This window comes from Muriicola soli (genome assembly GCF_004139715.1).
In the GTDB taxonomy this organism is placed as follows: domain Bacteria; phylum Bacteroidota; class Bacteroidia; order Flavobacteriales; family Flavobacteriaceae; genus Muriicola; species Muriicola soli.
Window position 1 is genome coordinate 960,763 of sequence record NZ_CP035544.1, and the last position, 18,062, is coordinate 978,824.

Sequence of the window (18,062 nt, forward strand, 5' to 3'; positions counted from 1 at the left end):
CCTTTACATCACCAAAGAATACGATAGAAAAGGGTATTCCTTTTATATCAAAATACTTAACCTATGAATGCTAAAAGATTAATGTTTGTTGCCCTGTTTATTTTCCAGTCTGCTTTGGGACAGCAGTTGATGGATGAAGGCTTCAAACTCCTGGAAAACGGAGATTTTGAAAAAGCCGAAACCTTTTTCGACGCCTATCTGCAAAAAGAACCCTCAAACAAAACAGCCCTGATCTGCTATGGAAGGGCGGTAGGGCTCAGCGGAGAACCTAAAAAGGCGATCGAACACTTCGAAGGTCTGAAGGGGCAATACCCCCAGGATTTTGAGATCGCTGTCAATTATAATGAGGCTTTTTTGTGGGATGGACAGTATGAAAAGGCAAGACCCCTTTACGAATCCCTTTTGGATTTGTATCCAGACTCATTTGCAGTACACTTGGGTTATGCGAATACCCTTGGCAATCTTAAGGAGTATCCCGAAGCCCTTGAATGGATCAACAAAACTATCAGCCTCGATTCAACGAACAGCAGTGCAATGGTTTCCAGGAAGTATATCAGGCTGGGATATGCCGATGGGTTGATAAAAAAGAAAAACTATTCCAAAGCTGAGGAACTGTTGAAAGAAAACTTTTCAGACTTTCCAAAAGACAAGGAGACCCTTATCAGCCTTGCCAATCTCTATCTGATACTGAAAGAAGTAAATAAGGCTAAGGATACATATATTGTAATGGCGACCACCAAATCAGATTCGGTACGGGCACTTAACGGAATGTCCCTGGCAGAACATATTGGAAAGAATGACCGAAGAGCCTTGTCGCTGGCTGCCCAGGCTTTGGAAAAGGCACAACTGATCCATGATGATATGCTGAAGAACCAGACCCGGGAGAGATATGTTCAGTCCCTGATCTGGAATTCGAGCTATGGGAAGGCAAAAACACAGATTGACAGCCTTGAGCAAGTCCATTCCAAAGAGCCGTGGGTGAAAGCTCTAAGGGCCACCCTCGGGATGTACACTGCAGATTTTGGGGTAAGTATTGAAGAGTACGACGATATTCTGGCAATAGACAGCACTTCATTTGACGGAAATCTGGGTAAAGCTAATGCCCTGTTTGCCTCAGACGAGATCATCCCGGCATACAGAGCTGCTTTTAAGACATTGTCTGTCTTCCCGGGCCAATCCGATGCACAAGGGTTGGTGGAAAAGATCAATGGATTGCATATTCCTACAACAGAGGCAAGGGCCTTTTACACGTTCGACAATGGGAACAATATTGCCTACGGGAATCAGGTTAGTGCTAAGATCCCGTTCTCGACCAAATTCAGGTCCACACTATCTTATACGTACAGAAATACAGAGAACACCCTGACCTCAAACCAGGCCCTTTCTCATATTCTGCTTGGGGGGATATCGTATAAAATTATGCCTAATACTAAACTCAAAGCTGTGGCAGGATTCAACTTTGCCGGTTTTGACGACCGTAATTATGCACAACCCATTTTAGACCTGCGCCTGCAAATGAAACCGCTTAAGCTTCAGAATCTGGAGTTGGGCTATCAGCGGGAAGTGCAGAATTTTAATGCCGACCTTATTGAACGGGAGATCGTGATGAATCATTTTGGCTTGAATTACAATCTCGGGACTACCTTCGACCTCGGATGGTATACCCAGGCCATGCACACCATTCAAACCGACGGGAATACGCGCAATCTTATTTTCAGCTCCCTCTACTACAACCTTTTTAAGATACCAGCGGTAAAAGTCGGTATTAACTATCAGTACATTTCCTTTTCAGAACAACTTCCAACCATCTATTTCAGTCCGGAAAAATATCAGGCCGTTGAAATATTCGGGGATGTGCGAGGTTCTTTCTCGGAAAAGACCTCATATTATTTTAACGGGGCAGCAGGATCTCAGAAGGTGGAGGATGATCATTCATCGGCTGTATTCCGACTGGAAGGTGGTTTCAAACATCAGTTTGCCAAGAGGCTGGATATAGAGCTTTATGGAAAGTACAGCAACATCGCTTCAGCCACGGCCACTGGCTTCGAATTCACAGAAATTGGATTCAAGGTGCAATGGAAACTCACTGAGGCGCCACTGTTCTACAAAAAGCTATTGGCCAGGCTGTAGGTGCTTAAAGCAGGTTTAACCTGCGCATTAATTCTGGACGGTTCGATCTGCTGATGGGGATCACATTCTTTTCGATTAGGACACTATTGTCCTCTATATCAATAATCTTTGTAAAATTGATGATATAAGACCTGTGGATCTGCAAGAAGAGCTCAGCGGGTAGTTTCTCCCTTATCTTCTTCAACGTATTGTGTACCCTATAGTCTTCTTTTGTGGTCTTTACCTCAATATAATCTCCTTTTGCCTCGATGAACAAAATATCATCAAATTTGAGTTTGATAAGGCGCCTGTCTATATTGATATAGAGTTCTTCCCCCGTACCTGCAGATCCGAAATCAGCCTGAGTCGCAGGTTGTGATGCCATAGAATTTTTCACTTTCTGAATCGATTTGGCAAAGCGTTCCTTACTGATAGGTTTCACCAGATAGTCTACAATAGCTTCGTATTCGTAGGCTTCAATAGCAAAATTAGTATCGGAAGTAGTAAGAACCACCATAGGGGGATTCTTGAGTGTTTGTACAAAGTCGATACCCGTAAATCCCGGCATATGGATGTCTAGAAATACGAGGTCTATATTTTGCTGATTGAGGAATTTAATAGCTTCTATGGCATTGGAAAACTCCTCGATGACATCCAATTCAGGTGTCTTTGCACATAATTGGGAAACAATGGCCCTGGCGGTTGCCTCATCGTCTATGATTATACAAGTCATGGTCAAATGATCTTTAGGTAGGTTTCAATGGTTTTTAAAATCGATTCGAATGATGCAGAATTGTGGGTATTACCTATTTTTAATTCTTCTTCGTATTCTACGGCAATCCCGTAGCCCTGCTCAAGGCCCAGAATATTGAGTTTGTGTTTCAGTTTGTGAACGATAAGCGCTGTATCCTGTAATCGTTCTTCCTTCAAAGTCATGTAATACTCTTCCTTTTCGGCCGGAAATTCTTCCTTTAAGATAGTGATAAATTTATCTTCGAAAGCTTTGTCATCTCCGGCTAGTTGTTTGATATATTTAAGATTAGGTTGTTCCAAGATCATTTTTTTAAGGTGAAATAAAAGGTTGTTCCTTCTCCTACTTTACTCTCCAGCCAAATCTCTCCCTGGTATAGGTCTACAATCTTCTTTACGATTGAAAGACCAATTCCTGTTGACCGCTCTTCTGAACCGATAGACTGAAAAATCTTAAAGATCTTCTCGTGGTATTCTTTGGGGATCCCAATTCCATTGTCGCGAACGTAAAATTCCCAATTATCTTTCTTTTCCGCAACGCCAATAGAAACAATACCTTCCGATTTATCGATGTTGATCACGGCATTGCTGATCAGGTTCTGGAACAGCTGGTGCATTTTGGTGGCGTCGGCCTGAAGGGTAGGGAGGGGGTCCATGATGATTACACTGACGTGTTCAGGAATGAAGATGATCTCCCTGATGTCGTGGACCACTTGGTTAAGGTCTACAGGTTTTTTTTCCAGGGTCTCACTTTTGATACTCGAATATTTTAAAATCCCGTCTATGAGTTTGTCCATTCCCTCTACTTTTTCCTGCATCATCTGCAGGTTATAGACCCCCGTCTCATCAAGCTGTTCTATGTAATCGTCATGAAGCCAGGTAGCCAGGGTACTTATGCTCCTCAGCGGGGATTTTAAATCGTGTGATACGATGTGGGCGTATTCCTGCAGGCCGCGGTTGCTGGCCTCCAATTCTGTGAGCAGTACTTCTTTTTGGAGTTCCAGGTTTTTCTGAGCGGTAATGTCGAGATGGATCCCTATAGATCCAACAACTTTACCGGTTTCATCATACCTGGGCGCACCACTTAGGAGCCAGTGATTGGTTTGTCCTGATTTGGTCACTACTTTTACCTCGTAGGAATCAGATTTGCCCTTTAGGCGTTCCTTCCCCTTTTGTTCAATAAGGTTTTTCTCATGTACTTTAAGGATTTCACTGGCTTTCTGCCCCAATAATTCTTTTTCTGAAAACCCGCTCATTTTACAAAAACTCTGATTGACCAACTGTATAACGTCGTCGTTGTCCACTTCGATCAGTCCGAGGTTCATATTAGCGATAATACTCCAGTACTTCTCTTTCTGAGCTTCGATGTTCTTCTTGTAGTTCTTCCTTAGTGTCACGTCCTGGTAGGTCCAAAGGTGGCCTTTGTATTTTCCGTCGCTGAAAATGGGTATGTAATCCCTTTCCAGGATCCTACCATCCTTCATTTCCAATTCATCTGAGAGTACCAGTTTTTTAGACTTTAGGATCTTTTCGATCCTTTTAACAAATCCTTCAGGATCCGTAAAATGGTGTTTGCTATCTTCTGCTGCGTTTGAGCAGTCGGCTCCTTTCAACTGATCAGGTGAGACAGGTATCTGGAAGAGGTCACAGAAAATCTGATTTGTCAGGGAGATTTTCCTATCCTCGTTCTCGAGCAACACGCCCGTTTGCAGGTTGGAGATCAGGGTGGACAATCGGTTCTGAGAGGCCCTGATCTGCTCTTCGGCCTCCATTTCTCCGGTAATGTCCCGAATGATCCCCTGGGCTGCAATAGGGTTCCTGTCCTTGTCGTAGATAAGACTGCTGTTTACCTGAACAAACCGTTCTGTTTTGTCCTTTACATAGATCTTTGCCCTGTAATTCTTCAGAGTACCTACCTCGTAGAGCTGTTTGAAGGATTTTTGAGTGTATTCAAGATAGTCGGGGTGTACCAATTGCGTCAGGTTGAAAACCTCCTCATTGTGGTCATATCCCAGAAGTTCTTTGGCGGCAGCGTTCATCCGGATAACATTCCCGTTTATGTCCATTACAACATAGGGGTCCACTATATTGATGAACACCCCTTCCAGTTCAGAGGTCTTCTCACTGAGCAGATTTTCAAGTCGGGCATTGGTCTCCTTGAGCTGACTGGCGGTCTCATAGAGTTTCCGGGATTTCTCCTCGAGGATCATCTCGGCCTGCCGCCTTGCCTTTTTCTGGCGTTCAAGCGCCTTTTTCAGCAAAGAGACCTCTTTACTATCCATTTTGGACAATGTCAAATTTTACCTGGGTCCCGTCTTCTTTCAGCAGTTCATAGGAGATTTGGGCCGTGGAATTAAAGTGGGTGAATGTTTTTTCCATAAGGCCGTGAGCCAGGCTGTAGAGTCCCCGCGAGGACTTGTAGATCATGGAAAGGCTGTTTTCCGATTGTTCAACCACGTTAAACGTTGGAAGTTCCGCATCGGGATATAGTTTTTTTACATGAACGTGGATATGGTCTTCAATTGAGATGAGGAGGGCCAGGGGCGTTTTGTAATTCTTAATAACCTCGGGATGAGCTTTCCCCAAACTATCGAAAAGATACAAGCCAAAGGTATGTAGCAGTTCGTTTGCAGGTATTTCCACCGTCTTACTCAGATTGGTAAGTAAGGAGACCATTTCATTGAATTCATAGGTGCCTACAGAGGTATAAATTCCCTCCGACTGGAGGTTGGATTCTTCTATGATTTGGTCCGCTACTTCAAGACCAAAGGTTTCTTCCACCATTTCAAGAAACTCCGTAAAAACAATTCCTTTCATATATTTTTAATTGCTTACAATGTAAGAAAATTAGCACATGAGGTAAAAATTTTGTTGTCAAAGCCCCATTTCCATTAGGCTTTGACAAGTTCATTGATCTCCCAATAGGCAATCACTTTTTGTATCTTATCTTCGTAATCCTCGTATTTAAGGGGCTTTATAATGTAACCGGCAATTCCGTTGCGGTAGCACTCAAGCAGGTCGGCCCTATTCTGTGATGTTGTCAAAATGATAGTAGGCAAATATTTTAGTTCGGGATCTTTTTTCAGGATTTGGAGAAATTCTATCCCATTCATCCTGGGCATATTGAGGTCGAGAAAAATAATATCCGGGAGTTGAGTAGGCCCGTTTAGGATTTCCAGTGCCTCTTCTCCGTTTTTAGCTTGAATGATATTGTGTTTCTCAGGTAATTTAGCAGCGGTCCTGTTGAGTTTCATCGATTCAATGGTGTCGTCTTCTATAAAGAGTATTGTCATCACTTTAGAGTTTTAGTAATCTATAAAGATCTGGGATTAACCATATATTAAAAGACAACTGTAGATGAATGTGAAATAAGTGTAGACGAATGGTCGATCGCTGTAGATAAATTATTTTCACTCATAATTGTAACTGACTTGTATTTAAGTCTATTGATTTCAAAACAATTTAATGACTTTTTTTGATAGTAAGACCTTAAACAGTTCTATGTTTTATGCATTCCCATTGTAATCTTAGTTAAGGGTTGGGTTCCATTTTTTTGTATAAGATCATTTTGATCTAATTGTAATGTTCAGCAAAGTTTAAGGTCAGACTTCCATCAATTGTACAGTGGTAGAAGTTTAAAGAGACCAAATAATGAGATTATTATCTTTTATACTATACAATACATTAGTATATTTGCCCCGCAAAAAGAGAGGGTCGCGTAGCTCAGCTGGATAGAGCATCTGCCTTCTAAGCAGACGGTCACAGGTTCGAATCCTGTCGCGATCACGAATAAATCAAAAAAGCAAGCGAAATATAAAGCTTGCTTTTTTATTTTGCGTCTTTTTTGATTTTCAAAGCGGAGCTTTGTCAGGATCACGAGCGAAGTGAGTAATCCAAAAGTTTCAAGCGCAGCTTTGAGGTTTTTTAATTGCGACTTTGAGTGCTGTCAGGAACAAGTGCGTAGCGCGTCATCCTTTTAATTAAAGCGGGGCAAGTCAGAATTTTTCATAACAACATCCCTGTTGTATAATTCCAGTGAACTATCCCAAACGGGATCCCAATTGCCTTCTGCTTTGAGGTATTCAATCACCTGCGCCCTCATACGATGGGTCTCCTGCTCAATTTCCCGAAACAGCTCCTGGTATGCCGGTTCGTTCTCAAAGGCCGGATAATTTGAAAGTTTCAGTACCATATAAACTCCTAACCTGTTGCCTTCCCGGAAGAAACCATTTCTTAAGGCTAGCAGGAAACCTTCGAGATCGTTCTGTAAATAAGCACAATCCAAATGATCCAATTTTGTGGCAAAAAATCCTCTCAGATTAAAATCTGAGTAATAGGAGCAAATAAAATCTACTAAGGGTTGGGCCATGTCGTTTTCGCCCAATTCTCTTAAAATATCGATATAGGTTTTGGCAGCCCTAATCTTTGAAGATGTTATCGAAACTTTGGGGTGAGTTCCATCGGCCATGCTTTCGAAAACCTGACCAAAATGCTTCAGCAGGATCTCTTTTGTAATTTCCAGGTTCCCTTTGAGATAATGTGCCTTTGCGATGTTAGCAACGGCTGTATCGTCATCGAGGCCTTTGTTTGAATTCCAGATGATGGTGAAGTCCATGGCCTCATCGTAGCGCTGCTCAGCTATTAAGATATTATAAGCATTACCGTACGTGTAAAAGGTGTTTTCGGGATATTTAATCTGGATCAAACGGCTGTATCGCTCTGCGAGGGGCAGGAGGTCCAGATCCAGGGTGATATAGGTATTCCAGTACATATAGCCATACAGGAAGGGAAAATCCTTTAGCGCCTTATGAAAATTCTTAAAGGCCTGTACATGGCCGTCTTTGGAACTTTCCGTCAGAAACATTGACTTGAAATACACGCCTCCCGGACGATCGCTCTTTTTGATTACCTCTTCGATCACGTTCATGGCCCTATCCCTTTCGTTCTTTTTCCAGAACAGGTCCCGGGCAAGGATGGTTTTATAGAAGTAATTCTTTGGCTCAAGCTCTGAAGCCTTTTCTAAATGGGAATGTGAGATCTTATACTGACCCATGGCGCGCCTCGCCTGGTACAGACGATAGTGTGCCCTGTCATGTTCGGGATCCATTTCCAGAACGCTTTGAAAGCCGTAAAGGATCTCGGTAGAATCCTCAGGAAAATTGCGATGCTTCCATTGATAATCGGCCCTGGCCAGCAGTACCTCCGGACTTGCCGAGTCGAGGCTAATGGCCAGATCCAGGTACTTTCTCATCATTTTGTCCCTCTCCGCTTTCTTCAGGCTGCCGTAATAATGCCATTGCCCGTACAGAAAAGACATTTCTGCATAGGCCTCTGCGAAGGAAGGGTCGAGCTCAATGGCCTTTTCCAAAAGTTCCACGGCGATGGGAAAGGCGCTGTCTTTTCGTTGTTCGACGAGTTCTCTGGCTTCAGTGTAAAGGCCGTAAGCTTTGAGGGTTGTGCTCCTGTCTACGGAGAGCGAAACGGATTTTGACATGGTACCACCCAGGGCGGCAAAGGCGGAGATGGCCAGGACCAGGATGGCCACACTCCCAACTACAAACGGGACGAGCTTTCTTTTTGATCCAAGAGCTTTCGGACGATGCAGAATACGGCTGTTCTGTTTGGAAATACTGGGGGGATAACCGTACTTTTCTTTAAAAGCGGTGGAGAAGTAGGTGGGGCTGTGAAAGCCTACCATATAGGCGATTTCCCCGATGGAATAGGAGTCTGTCCTGAGAAGTTCCAGTGCTTTTTCGAGCCGGATCTCCCGGATGAACTGGCTGGCCGATTTGTTCTCGAACTTTTTGATCCGCTTGTAGAGCTCAGACCGGCTGATCCCCAGTTCTGCAGCGAGCATTTCCACTCCGAATTGAGGGTTTAGCAGGTTGTCAAAAACGAGGTTCCTGGCCCGGGAAATAAAATCCGCGGCATTCATTAGGTATGGATATCGGCTGGTTTACTCTTCAAGTTAGCTTTTTTTCTCAAAAAATAAAAATGTAAGTCGCTGATCTACAGGATTTGTCATCAACTCTGGATGTGATTTACTGCTAAAATGTAACTAAGGGGAAGCGTCAATATGGAAACATAGTTTAAAACCTTCAATATTTTTTTAAGGTTCAGTAAACATAATTGCATAGGGTGTCACCAAGGATTGAAGAACTTTAGATAGCAACAAAGATCAAGACAGTCTCAGAGAATTAGCGGTTCTGTCCTCATGGTTAATGATGCGATTTGTTCAACCAACTCGATACGACCTGTTCTCCGGTGGGCAGGTCGGATCGATAAAACCTGACCAATATGAATAACACAGCCAGGACTTTCTTATTGTGGGTACTGATGTGCTCAACATGTTCCCTGTTTGCCCAACGACAAACAATATCGGGAACTGTCACGGATAATTTCAACCAGCCCCTGCTCGGGGCAAACATTGCCATTGAAGGAACCACGCGGGGCGCGGTAACTGACCTCAATGGGTATTACCAGATCGAGGCAGGCCCGGAAGAGGTGCTCGTATTTTCCTATGTGGGCTTCAACGCTGCCAAGATCCTGGTAGGTACAAATACAGTCATCGATGTAAGCCTTCAACCCGGTAATAACCTGGATGCGGTGATTGTGGTGGGATACGGTACAACTACCCGGGAAACGCTGACCGATAATATCACTTCCGTTTCCTCCGAACAGATCAAAGAAATTCCAGTGCCCTCCATTCAGGGTGCACTGGTGGGTAAGACGGCCGGAGTACAGATCACTCAGACCAGCGGACGGGCAGAATCCGGATTTAAGATCAGGGTCAGGGGGTGGCCACCATCAGCGGTAACCAGGAACCCCTGTACGTGATCGACGGTATCCCAATTGACAAGGTAGATAGGAGCATTAATGGGTCTCCCATCAACTCCTTGATCGGACTTAACCCTGAAGACATTGAATCCATAGAGATCTTAAAGGATGCCTCGGCCGCAGCCATCTATGGTTCACGTGGTTCCAATGGGGTTGTACTGATCACCACCAAAAGCGGTCGGAAAGGAGATACCCGTTTCTCTTTCCGTTCTTCCTATGGCTGGAGTGAAGCTTCCAATACCCTGGAATGGCTCAATACAGAGGAATATGTGGAACTCTTTACAGAGGCAGCCCTCAACTCAGGTTTTACGGAAGATGATGCGGCTTTTTTCTTTAACCTCTTTGCCCAGGAAGAGGGCGACTGGCGGGATGGAGCTGTGGATACTGACTGGCAGGACCTGGCCCTGATCTCCGGTAGCATACAGGATGTGAATTTCAGCGCCAGCGGGGGAGGGGGTAATACCACCTTTTTCCTGTCTACCGGATATAATAAGACCAACAGCATCATAAGAGGGAATACGCTGGAACGTTACAGCTTGAGAGCCAATGTGGAGAACAGCGGCAACGAATGGCTCACCCTGGGCATCAATGCCAATGTGAGCAAGTCCCAGCTGTCACGGATCGCAAACGACAATGCATTTGCCAATCCATTGCAGGCAATTGCCCAAATTCCTTTCTCTCGCCCTTATCTCGATGACGGGATCACCCCAAATACAGAAACCACCCTCTACTACAATTTCCTCATGGATCAGTTCAACGGGGATTTTGAATCTAACGTCTGGCGTGCCTTTGCAAAGGTTTACGGACAGGTGGATTTCTCAGAAAATCTGAGCTTCCGGTCGGAATTCGGATATGACTACAACCAGCAGTTGGAAGAACGATTTTTTGGGAGCCTGACAGAGTCGGCTTCCACCAATGGGTTTGCCGATGCCTTTAACCTGGTGAATGAGAAATACGTGATCAACAATTATTTCTCACATCAGCTCAACAAGGCCAGCTGGCAACTCGAAACCGTATTGGGAATGTCCTTTGAAGAGAACACACTGAAAAGCCTCTTTGTGGAAGGGCAGGATTTTCCCTCAGACTTACTGCAAAAACTGGATAGTGCCGGGGAGATCACCGATGGATCCACCACCGAGACCGCTTACAGCTTTGCCTCTTACTTTTTACGGGCGAATGCTACTTTGTGGAACCGATACCTGCTTAAAGCGAGTGTCAGAGTAGATGGCTCTTCACGATTCGGTGCAGATACCCAATACGGGGTCTTTCCAGCGGCCAGTGTGGGCTGGTTGCTCTCAGAAGAGGCCTTCCTGCAGGACCATCCGACCATCTCCAACCTCAAGGCACGCATCAGCTGGGGGCTCACAGGTAATGCCAACATAGGTAATTTCGCGAGCCGCACCCAGTTCAATACCATCACCTATAACCAGAACCCGGGTTTCTGGCTGGGAACCCTGGGCGATCAGGAACTGAGCTGGGAAGATACGACCCAGTACAATTTTGGGCTGGATCTGGGGATGTTCAATAATCGTATCAATAGCAGTTTTGATTACTACGTCAAGGATACAGAAGGGGTACTCTTCCTGGTCCCTATCCCTTACAACAACGGCATAAGATTCATCAATCAGAATTCGGGGGATATACAGAACACCGGTTTTGAATTTACCCTGGATTCCAAGAACCTCATCCTCGAAGACTTTGGCTGGTCTACTTCTTTGAATATTGCCATCAATAAGAATGAGGTAAAAAAACTACCGGATGGGGCAGATATCATCAGGGAAGAAAAGATCGTCAGGGAGGGTGAGCCTGTGGCGTCCTTCTATATGCCCGAATATGCGGGAGTTGACCCTGACAATGGTGATGCTCTTTATTACCTCAATACGGAACTGCCGGACGGTAGCTTTGACCGTACAACGACCAGCGACTACGGAGAGGCTAGCCGTCGTATTCTTGGAAATCCCTTTCCGGATGTGATCGCCGGGATGACCAATACGCTGCGATACAAGAATTTCGACTTCTCCTTTACCATCCAGGGGCAGTGGGGAGCTCAGGTTTACAATGCAGGTGGAATCTACCAATCGGCCAACGGGGATTTCTTTGATAACCAGACCCGCGACCAGCTAAACCGCTGGCAACAACCCGGGGATGTGACAGACATTCCCCAGGCCAGGCTTTTTGGAGGGAACGGAACACAACTTTCTTCCCGTTACCTTGAGGACTCGGACTTTGTCCGTTTGAGGAATCTGACCCTGGGATATACTTTATCTCAAGACGTATCCGAAAAACTGGGCCTGGATAGGGTGAGGATCTACTTTACCGGGGTCAACCTGTTTACCATCACCGATTTCAAGGGCTGGGATCCGGAATCGTCCTGGGATCAATTACAGGGAAATTCCCTCGCCTCCGGATTGGGGTTTTATTCCCCTCCCCAACCCCGGACACTCACCTTAGGCTTTAATGTTGACTTTTAAATATCCTGACCATGAAAAAGCACCATATATTTCTTCTTGTTTGTATCCTTTTCTTCGGTTGCGATAACAACCTGGATATTGAACCCACTAATACGCTCACCCCGGAAACCTTGCTGGATGATCCGGACAATCTGGACCGCTTGCTACTGGGGGCCTATGCCTTTGCCGATAACCACCTGGCCGGAGAATTCCAGACGGTATCTGAATTGCTCGCCAATGAAGGCAACCTGGCCTACCGTGGAACCTTTGCGCAGTTCTTCCAGTTCGACCGCAAAGAAGTGATCGCCACCAATGGCTTTATCCGGTTCCTCTGGGCTAACGCCTACCGCTCCATCAATTTATGCAACATCGTCCTTAATAATTTGGATCTCGCAGAGGACCCTGCCCTAAGGGACCGGCTGGAAGGGGAGGCGAAATTCATGAGAGGACTGCTCTATTTCGAGATGGTACGCTATTTTGCCCTTCCCTACGAGGCTGCAGGGGGTAACACACAATTGGGGTTACCCATAGTGTTTGACGGGGTGACCGATGTGAGTCAGCTCTCCTATCCAAGCCGTAAATCAGTAGAGGAAGTATATACCCAGATCCTCTCAGATTTGCAGGATGCATACGATCTCCTGCCCCCGGAAAATGGTTTCCGGGCAGATGCCTTTGCTGCTCAGGCCTTGCTGGCCAGGGTTTATCTGCAACAGGGCAATTACGCAGCCGCCAGGGACGCAGCAGATGATGTTCTCCAAAACAGCGGGCATTCCCTGGCACCGGATCTGCCCTCGGCCTTCAACAATGAGGTGGATGGGATCGAGGACATCCTTGCCTGGCAGATCACAACCCAGGACGGGACCAATAATTTCAATACGTATTGGGCCACCATTCAGTTCGGGGGTCGGTCCCAGACTGCAGACATAACGATAGAGCCGCCCTTTTTCGATCTCTTTACGGGTCTGGATGACCGGGCCAGTTTTTTCTATTCGGGGAATGGTACTACAGTAAGCTCCAAATGGCAAGGGCAGTTTGCCAATGCACCTTTCCTTCGCATCGCAGAGATGCATCTGATCCGGGCCGAAAGCAATTTTAGGGAAGGGACATCTGTGGGCCTGAGTCCGGAAGTGGAGATCAATGCCCTTAGGGCCCGATCCAATGCGGCACCTATCATTGGCGCAACCCTGCAGGACATCCTGGAGGAACGACAGCGGGAGTTGGCCTTTGAAGGTCATCGATTTCACGATGCCAAGCGACTTCAGGAAGTTATTGACGGTATTCCTTATGATGCAGACCAGCTGGTCATGCCCATCCCTCAGGACGATATAGATACCAACCCTAACCTGGAACAGAACCCGGGGTATAATAATTAGGATTAAAGAGTAATCATCGAGAATTATGAGCAGTTTCTTAGCAGAACTTAAAAATCGTAACGTCTACAAGGTAGCCACAGCCTACGCCATCACGGCCTGGCTGTTGATACAGGTTGTAGATACCGTGGGCCCTAACCTGGGCTGGCCTGATAACGTGGCGAGTAATTTGATCAAGTTCCTGATCGTGGGCTTCCCCATTGCCCTGGTGTTGACATGGCTCTACGAGTTCACCCCACAGGGCCTTAAGCGCACCGGGAAGGTGCAGCAAGAGACGGCAGATAACAGGAGGGCCGGGCGGAGGCTTAACCATATCATTATAGGTGTATTGGGTATTTTGATCTGTTTTTTGCTGGTAGAGCGTGTGTTTTTCGCAGACCGTGTCACGATCAATAAAACCCAGAAGGCCAGTATAGCCGTGTTGCCTTTCGAGAATCTTAGCGCGGATTCAACCTATGCCTTTTTAGCCAATGCATTACCAGCACGGATCATTGATGAATTGGCCATTATCAGTGGTTTGAGTGTGACCAACAGGACGTCCTCCTTCGAAGCCAAAAAAACTAATCAGGATATAAAAAAGATTGCCAAATTGCTCGATGTCAATTATCTGCTCGATGGGGAGTTGCATTACAATCCTTTAACGAACCGTATGAGGATCTCCACCCATCTGATCAACGCTTCTAACGGTTATATCATGTCCTCCAGGACATTTGAAGAGGACTTCGACAAAGCTCAGGATATTCAGGAAACGGTTACCAGAGAGGTAGCTTCTAACCTGAGGGTACAGTTGATACCCAGAGAGGATGAGGCATTGTCTGACAGGATTACTGAGAATCAGGAGGTGTATAAGCTTTTTTTGAAAGCCAAAGAGCTCACCATGAACCGGACTGAAAAAGATCTCCTGAAGGCCATCGAGCTGCTGGAACAGGCCATCGCTATGGAACCTGATTTTGCCGAAGGGCATGCCCAGCTGGTACACGCCCACGGTATGAGAAGGGCCTACGGGAATGCGAGTGGGGAAGAGGTTCGTCCGAAGATGAAGGAACATCTGGACAGGGCTCTTGAGATCGCTCCTGAAAAGCCGGAGGTTTTATTTGCCAAGGCAAGTTATGAGTTCAGGACACTCAATGATAAGACGAATGTGGTGGAAGACCTGAGGAAAGTTATCGAAAAGAAACCGGGATACGTAGAAGCCCACTACGAGTTGTATAATGCTTTATCAGCAACGGGTCAACCCGAGCTGGGATTTAAAGCCCTGCAAAAAGTCTTGCAACTTGACCCCGGGAACAGCTTTTACAACGCCATGCTGGCCAGGCATCTGTTTTTCAGATTTAACGAGTATGAGAAAGCCATTGCGGTCATTGACCGCCAGTTGATGATCGCTCCGGATGCGCCCAATTCTAATCGGCTGGCCTTGTTTAAATCCCTTATACTGGCTCAAGTCTATGGGGATCTGGTGGAATCCTTTAAACTGAAATATTGGGAATACAAAAAAGACCCTGCAGAACGTTGGAATTTAAATTGGGGACTTTTAGGAGCATTAGATCTGGACCTCTGGCCCTGGTCTGAAAAACTGGCCCGCACCATTCAATTACGGTATTCAGGTTCTGACGCAGTTTGGCGCAACGTAGGTGCAATTTACCTCTTCAAACGTGATTGGGAGGCTCTAGAGGACCTTACTAATTATGCTTTCGAAAAACAATTGATCACAGAGCAGGAAATGCTTCTGGATAAAGTCTATTTAGGCGTCTTGAAAGGTAATTTTAAGGTAGCATTGGACGTTTTTGAGAAAGGTTTCCCAATTTATCACAGTGAGCAAATCCTTGATGAAGAACTTGCAGGTGAAGATGAAATCAATATGGCCACCTATACCGATCTTCTCAGAATGAATGGGCAAAATGAAAAGGCAGATCGATTTTCTCAAAAATTCTGTGACTATACGCAAAATAGAATAGCATCCGATCCTGATCTTCACCCTCATAGGAAGAATGACTTGACATTAGATTGTATGTACCTTGCTGATCAAAAAGAGGACTTTTTAAAGGAACTAGATGACATCTACTTTGCTAAAAATGATAAAATGGACTGGTTTGTCAACATGAAAACTGGATTCTATTTGCGCTATGAGAACGACCCGGGATATCAAAAACTCTTTAAAAAAATAGAGGCTGAGGTGCACCGCCAGCGGGCTGAGGTGATCGCTTTCTTAAAAGAACAGGGCGCCTGGAATCCGGAGTGGAACAAGGAATTGGGGTTGGAATAATCATATAAAAATCAAAGTGCCATGAGCAACTTCTTCGAAGAACTCAAAAACCGCAATGTCTACAAGGTGGCCACGGCATATGCCATCACGGCCTGGCTTCTCATCCAGGTGGTCGATACCATAGGTCCTAACCTGGGCTGGCCGGAAAACGTGGCGAGCAATTTGATCAAGATCCTGATCGTGGGCTTCCCCATCGCCCTGGTGCTGACCTGGCTCTACGAGTTCACCCCTCAGGGACTCAAACGCACTGGGAAGGTACAGGAAGAAACTTCAGATAACAGGAGGGCAGGGAGAAGGCTCAATCGGATCATCATAGGTACCCTGGCGGTTCTTATCTGCTTTTTGCTTGTAGAACGATTTTTTATGGCCGGGTACACCACCATCAATGAAAGACAAAAGGCCAGTATAGCCGTACTGCCCTTTGATTACTTAAATAGTTTGAAAGATGAAGAATCACTAGAGGATCAAAAACTCCTGGCCAGTGCCATTCCCGCTCAGATCCTTAATGAACTGGGACAAATAAGCGGAATGTTTGTTCCGGCCAAGACATCCTGTTGGATGTATAAAGATAAAAAGGACAATGTAAAGACCATTGCTAAGGAGCTCGAGGTCAATTACGTATTGGAAGGAAGCATTCAATATATCGGAAGGGGCAGGCGGATAAAGATTAGTACCCGATTGATCAACGGCAATAACGGGTACACACTTTGGTCTGAAAATTATGAAGATGATCTGGATGAAATAGAGAATATTCAGGAAAAGATAGGCCGGAAGGTAGTCTCACAATTAAGGGTGCAACTGTTGCCAGCTGAAGAAAAAGCGCTGGCTTCAAAACTCAGTAAGGACCCGGAAGCGTACAGATTATACTTAAAAGGCAAAGAATATGCAACCCGGGGTACCACCGAAGATCTGGATAAGGCTGTGGATCTGTTAAACCGTGCCCTGGACCTGGACCCTGAATTTGCCGAGGCCCATGCAGAACTCAGCCTGGTATATCCTGCTCAGTTTTTCCGGTCTAATCTTGCTAAAGACGAACGTGATGAGAAATTGAAATATCACCTGGCAAAAGCATTGGAGTATGGGCCGGAGAAACCGGAAGTCCTGGTGGCCAGTGCCAGACATAAGTTATTTGGAGAATCAAAAGACTCCAGTCTGGTTATTGATGAGCTTAGAAAAGCTATTGAGTTAAATCCGAATTATGCAGACGCCTATTTCATTCTGGCGCGAGCTTTAAGTTGGGCCAAACAGAAACCGGAAATTTTTTATAAGTATGCTGAAAAGGCGATAGAACTTGACCCATTAAATGACCGAAGAGTGGAGTTTATGGCCAAGGTTTATTTTAACCTCGACAAAGAGCACGAGAAAGCGTTTGCTATGATGGATCGGATTATTCAAAAAGACTCTGCTTCCGACGCTGCCCGTTATAAGGCATTGTTCTTAATGCAGGCTCCTTATGGGGATATGTCAAAATCTTTTATACTGATACATGAGGCCGGTAAGAAAGAGCCCAATGAGTTGTTCAATTTGAATTACCATCTCATGGGCTCCCTTACTTTGGATCTTGTGCCCGTAGCGGAAAAGTACGGACGCCTCTTGCAAATGGCCTATCCCGAGAATGAGGCTCACACTTATGATAACCTTGCAGCGTTATATGAATTCAAAGGTGAATACAGTAAATGGAAGGAGATGACAGATTTTTGGGCATCAGAAAAGAACTTGGATCAGAAAACTGAAGCAATTAGCAGGGCTTATATTCAAATTGGTTTAGGTGATTCTGGGAAGGCAAGAAAAATTTTAGAAGAGGCCTTTCCATATGTAATGGCCAATAATGTCCCAGGCGACAGCATCTCCTATTTTAGGAGTTACTATGACGAACTGATCCTGTATGCAGAATTACTGAGGCTTGAGGAGGACTCTGAAAAGGCGGACATTCTGTCAAATGCTATTTGTGAATTTTATAGAATGGGCCCAAGTAAGAATGAAAGAGCTCCCCTGGATGTTAAAAACGAAGTTCTGTTAGATTGCTACTATTTTTCCAATGACACTATAAAATTCGTAGAATCCCTAGAAGACCGGTTCTTCAAACAGAAAGACCGGCAAAAGGTATTTCTGAACATTAAACAAAAGTGGTATCAACGATTTGAAAACCAAAAGGATGTTAAAGCACTCTTCGAACGAATAACCCAAGAAACCCACCGCATGCGCGCTGAGGTCATCGAATACCTAAAGGAAGAAGGAGACTGGGATCCTGCCTGGGACAAGGAACTGGGGTTGGAATAAATT

General features: G+C 45.3%; 12 protein-coding genes and 1 tRNA gene. 7 read left to right on the plus strand and 6 right to left on the minus strand.

From position 1 onward, the window contains the following. Nucleotides 1–63 precede the first annotated feature (63 nt). Nucleotides 64–2,130 (plus strand): tetratricopeptide repeat protein, encoded by a 2,067-nt coding sequence (locus EQY75_RS04290; RefSeq protein WP_246019992.1) that lies wholly within the window; start codon nt 64–66, stop codon nt 2,128–2,130. Nucleotides 2,131–2,134: 4 nt separating this feature from the next. Here the strand turns inward: EQY75_RS04290 and EQY75_RS04295 are convergent, their stop codons facing one another. The 5 genes from EQY75_RS04295 to EQY75_RS04315 all read right to left on the minus strand — a co-directional run bounded on the left by EQY75_RS04295 (nt 2,135) and on the right by EQY75_RS04315 (nt 6,152). Beyond that, nucleotides 2,135–2,842 carry a LytR/AlgR family response regulator transcription factor gene (locus EQY75_RS04295; RefSeq protein ID WP_129603178.1) on the minus strand — a complete coding sequence of 236 codons (708 nt, stop codon included), beginning with the start codon at nt 2,840–2,842 and terminating at the stop codon, nt 2,135–2,137. Between the two features lie 2 nt (nt 2,843–2,844). Further along, nucleotides 2,845–3,168 (minus strand): Hpt domain-containing protein, encoded by a 324-nt coding sequence (locus EQY75_RS04300; protein ID WP_246019994.1) that lies wholly within the window; start codon nt 3,166–3,168, stop codon nt 2,845–2,847. Then, complete coding sequence (locus EQY75_RS04305; RefSeq protein ID WP_129603180.1) at nt 3,165–5,141, minus strand: PAS domain-containing sensor histidine kinase; 1,977 nt, start codon at nt 5,139–5,141, stop codon at nt 3,165–3,167. The genes EQY75_RS04300 and EQY75_RS04305 overlap by 4 nt, the downstream gene beginning before the upstream one ends. Further along, nucleotides 5,134–5,676: a heme NO-binding domain-containing protein gene (locus EQY75_RS04310; protein WP_129603182.1), complete on the minus strand. Its 543-nt coding sequence runs from the start codon at nt 5,674–5,676 to the stop codon at nt 5,134–5,136. Before EQY75_RS04310 ends, EQY75_RS04305 begins: the two co-directional genes overlap by 8 nt. Before the next feature lie 74 nt (nt 5,677–5,750). Then, a complete protein-coding gene (locus EQY75_RS04315; RefSeq protein WP_129603184.1) occupies nt 5,751–6,152 on the minus strand; it encodes a response regulator in 402 nt (133 codons plus the stop codon). Between the two features lie 419 nt (nt 6,153–6,571). Between EQY75_RS04315 and EQY75_RS04320 the strand changes: the two genes are divergently transcribed. Further along, nucleotides 6,572–6,645: transfer RNA gene (locus EQY75_RS04320), tRNA-Arg, on the plus strand. 190 nt (nt 6,646–6,835) lie between these two features. On the opposite strand, the gene EQY75_RS04325 is transcribed toward EQY75_RS04320, so the two are convergent. Next, on the minus strand, nt 6,836–8,794 hold the full coding sequence (locus EQY75_RS04325) for a helix-turn-helix domain-containing protein (protein ID WP_129603186.1): 1,959 nt from the start codon (nt 8,792–8,794) through the stop codon (nt 6,836–6,838). Between the two features lie 362 nt (nt 8,795–9,156). Here EQY75_RS04325 and EQY75_RS13970 point away from each other — a divergent pair, with 362 nt between their 5' ends. The 5 genes from EQY75_RS13970 to EQY75_RS04345 are packed head-to-tail and all read left to right on the plus strand — an operon-like array spanning nt 9,157 to nt 18,059. Beyond that, on the plus strand, nt 9,157–9,696 hold the full coding sequence (locus EQY75_RS13970) for a carboxypeptidase-like regulatory domain-containing protein (RefSeq protein WP_165200518.1): 540 nt from the start codon (nt 9,157–9,159) through the stop codon (nt 9,694–9,696). Next, a complete protein-coding gene (locus EQY75_RS04330) occupies nt 9,657–12,167 on the plus strand; it encodes a SusC/RagA family TonB-linked outer membrane protein (protein ID WP_165200521.1) in 2,511 nt (836 codons plus the stop codon). Before EQY75_RS13970 ends, EQY75_RS04330 begins: the two co-directional genes overlap by 40 nt. Nucleotides 12,168–12,178: 11 nt before the next feature. Beyond that, the gene (locus EQY75_RS04335) at nt 12,179–13,519 is read left to right on the plus strand and encodes a RagB/SusD family nutrient uptake outer membrane protein (RefSeq protein ID WP_129603189.1); all 1,341 of its coding nucleotides are present in this window, start codon (nt 12,179–12,181) and stop codon (nt 13,517–13,519) included. A gap of 25 nt (nt 13,520–13,544) precedes the next feature. Continuing rightward, nucleotides 13,545–15,779: a hypothetical protein gene (locus EQY75_RS04340; RefSeq protein WP_129603191.1), complete on the plus strand. Its 2,235-nt coding sequence runs from the start codon at nt 13,545–13,547 to the stop codon at nt 15,777–15,779. A gap of 21 nt (nt 15,780–15,800) precedes the next feature. Then, a complete protein-coding gene (locus EQY75_RS04345) occupies nt 15,801–18,059 on the plus strand; it encodes a hypothetical protein (protein ID WP_129603193.1) in 2,259 nt (752 codons plus the stop codon). The last annotated feature ends 3 nt before the right edge of the window (nt 18,060–18,062 follow it).

Coding starts and splice junctions, on each gene's coding strand:
- EQY75_RS04290 (WP_246019992.1), top strand. CDS start 64: ATGAATGCTAAAAGATTAATGTTTGTTGCCCTGTTTATTTTCCAGTCT.
- EQY75_RS04295 (WP_129603178.1), bottom strand. CDS start 2,842: ATGACTTGTATAATCATAGACGATGAGGCAACCGCCAGGGCCATTGTT.
- EQY75_RS04300 (WP_246019994.1), bottom strand. CDS start 3,168: ATGATCTTGGAACAACCTAATCTTAAATATATCAAACAACTAGCCGGA.
- EQY75_RS04305 (WP_129603180.1), bottom strand. CDS start 5,141: ATGGATAGTAAAGAGGTCTCTTTGCTGAAAAAGGCGCTTGAACGCCAG.
- EQY75_RS04310 (WP_129603182.1), bottom strand. CDS start 5,676: ATGAAAGGAATTGTTTTTACGGAGTTTCTTGAAATGGTGGAAGAAACC.
- EQY75_RS04315 (WP_129603184.1), bottom strand. CDS start 6,152: ATGACAATACTCTTTATAGAAGACGACACCATTGAATCGATGAAACTC.
- EQY75_RS04325 (WP_129603186.1), bottom strand. CDS start 8,794: ATGAATGCCGCGGATTTTATTTCCCGGGCCAGGAACCTCGTTTTTGAC.
- EQY75_RS13970 (WP_165200518.1), top strand. CDS start 9,157: ATGAATAACACAGCCAGGACTTTCTTATTGTGGGTACTGATGTGCTCA.
- EQY75_RS04335 (WP_129603189.1), top strand. CDS start 12,179: ATGAAAAAGCACCATATATTTCTTCTTGTTTGTATCCTTTTCTTCGGT.
- EQY75_RS04340 (WP_129603191.1), top strand. CDS start 13,545: ATGAGCAGTTTCTTAGCAGAACTTAAAAATCGTAACGTCTACAAGGTA.
- EQY75_RS04345 (WP_129603193.1), top strand. CDS start 15,801: ATGAGCAACTTCTTCGAAGAACTCAAAAACCGCAATGTCTACAAGGTG.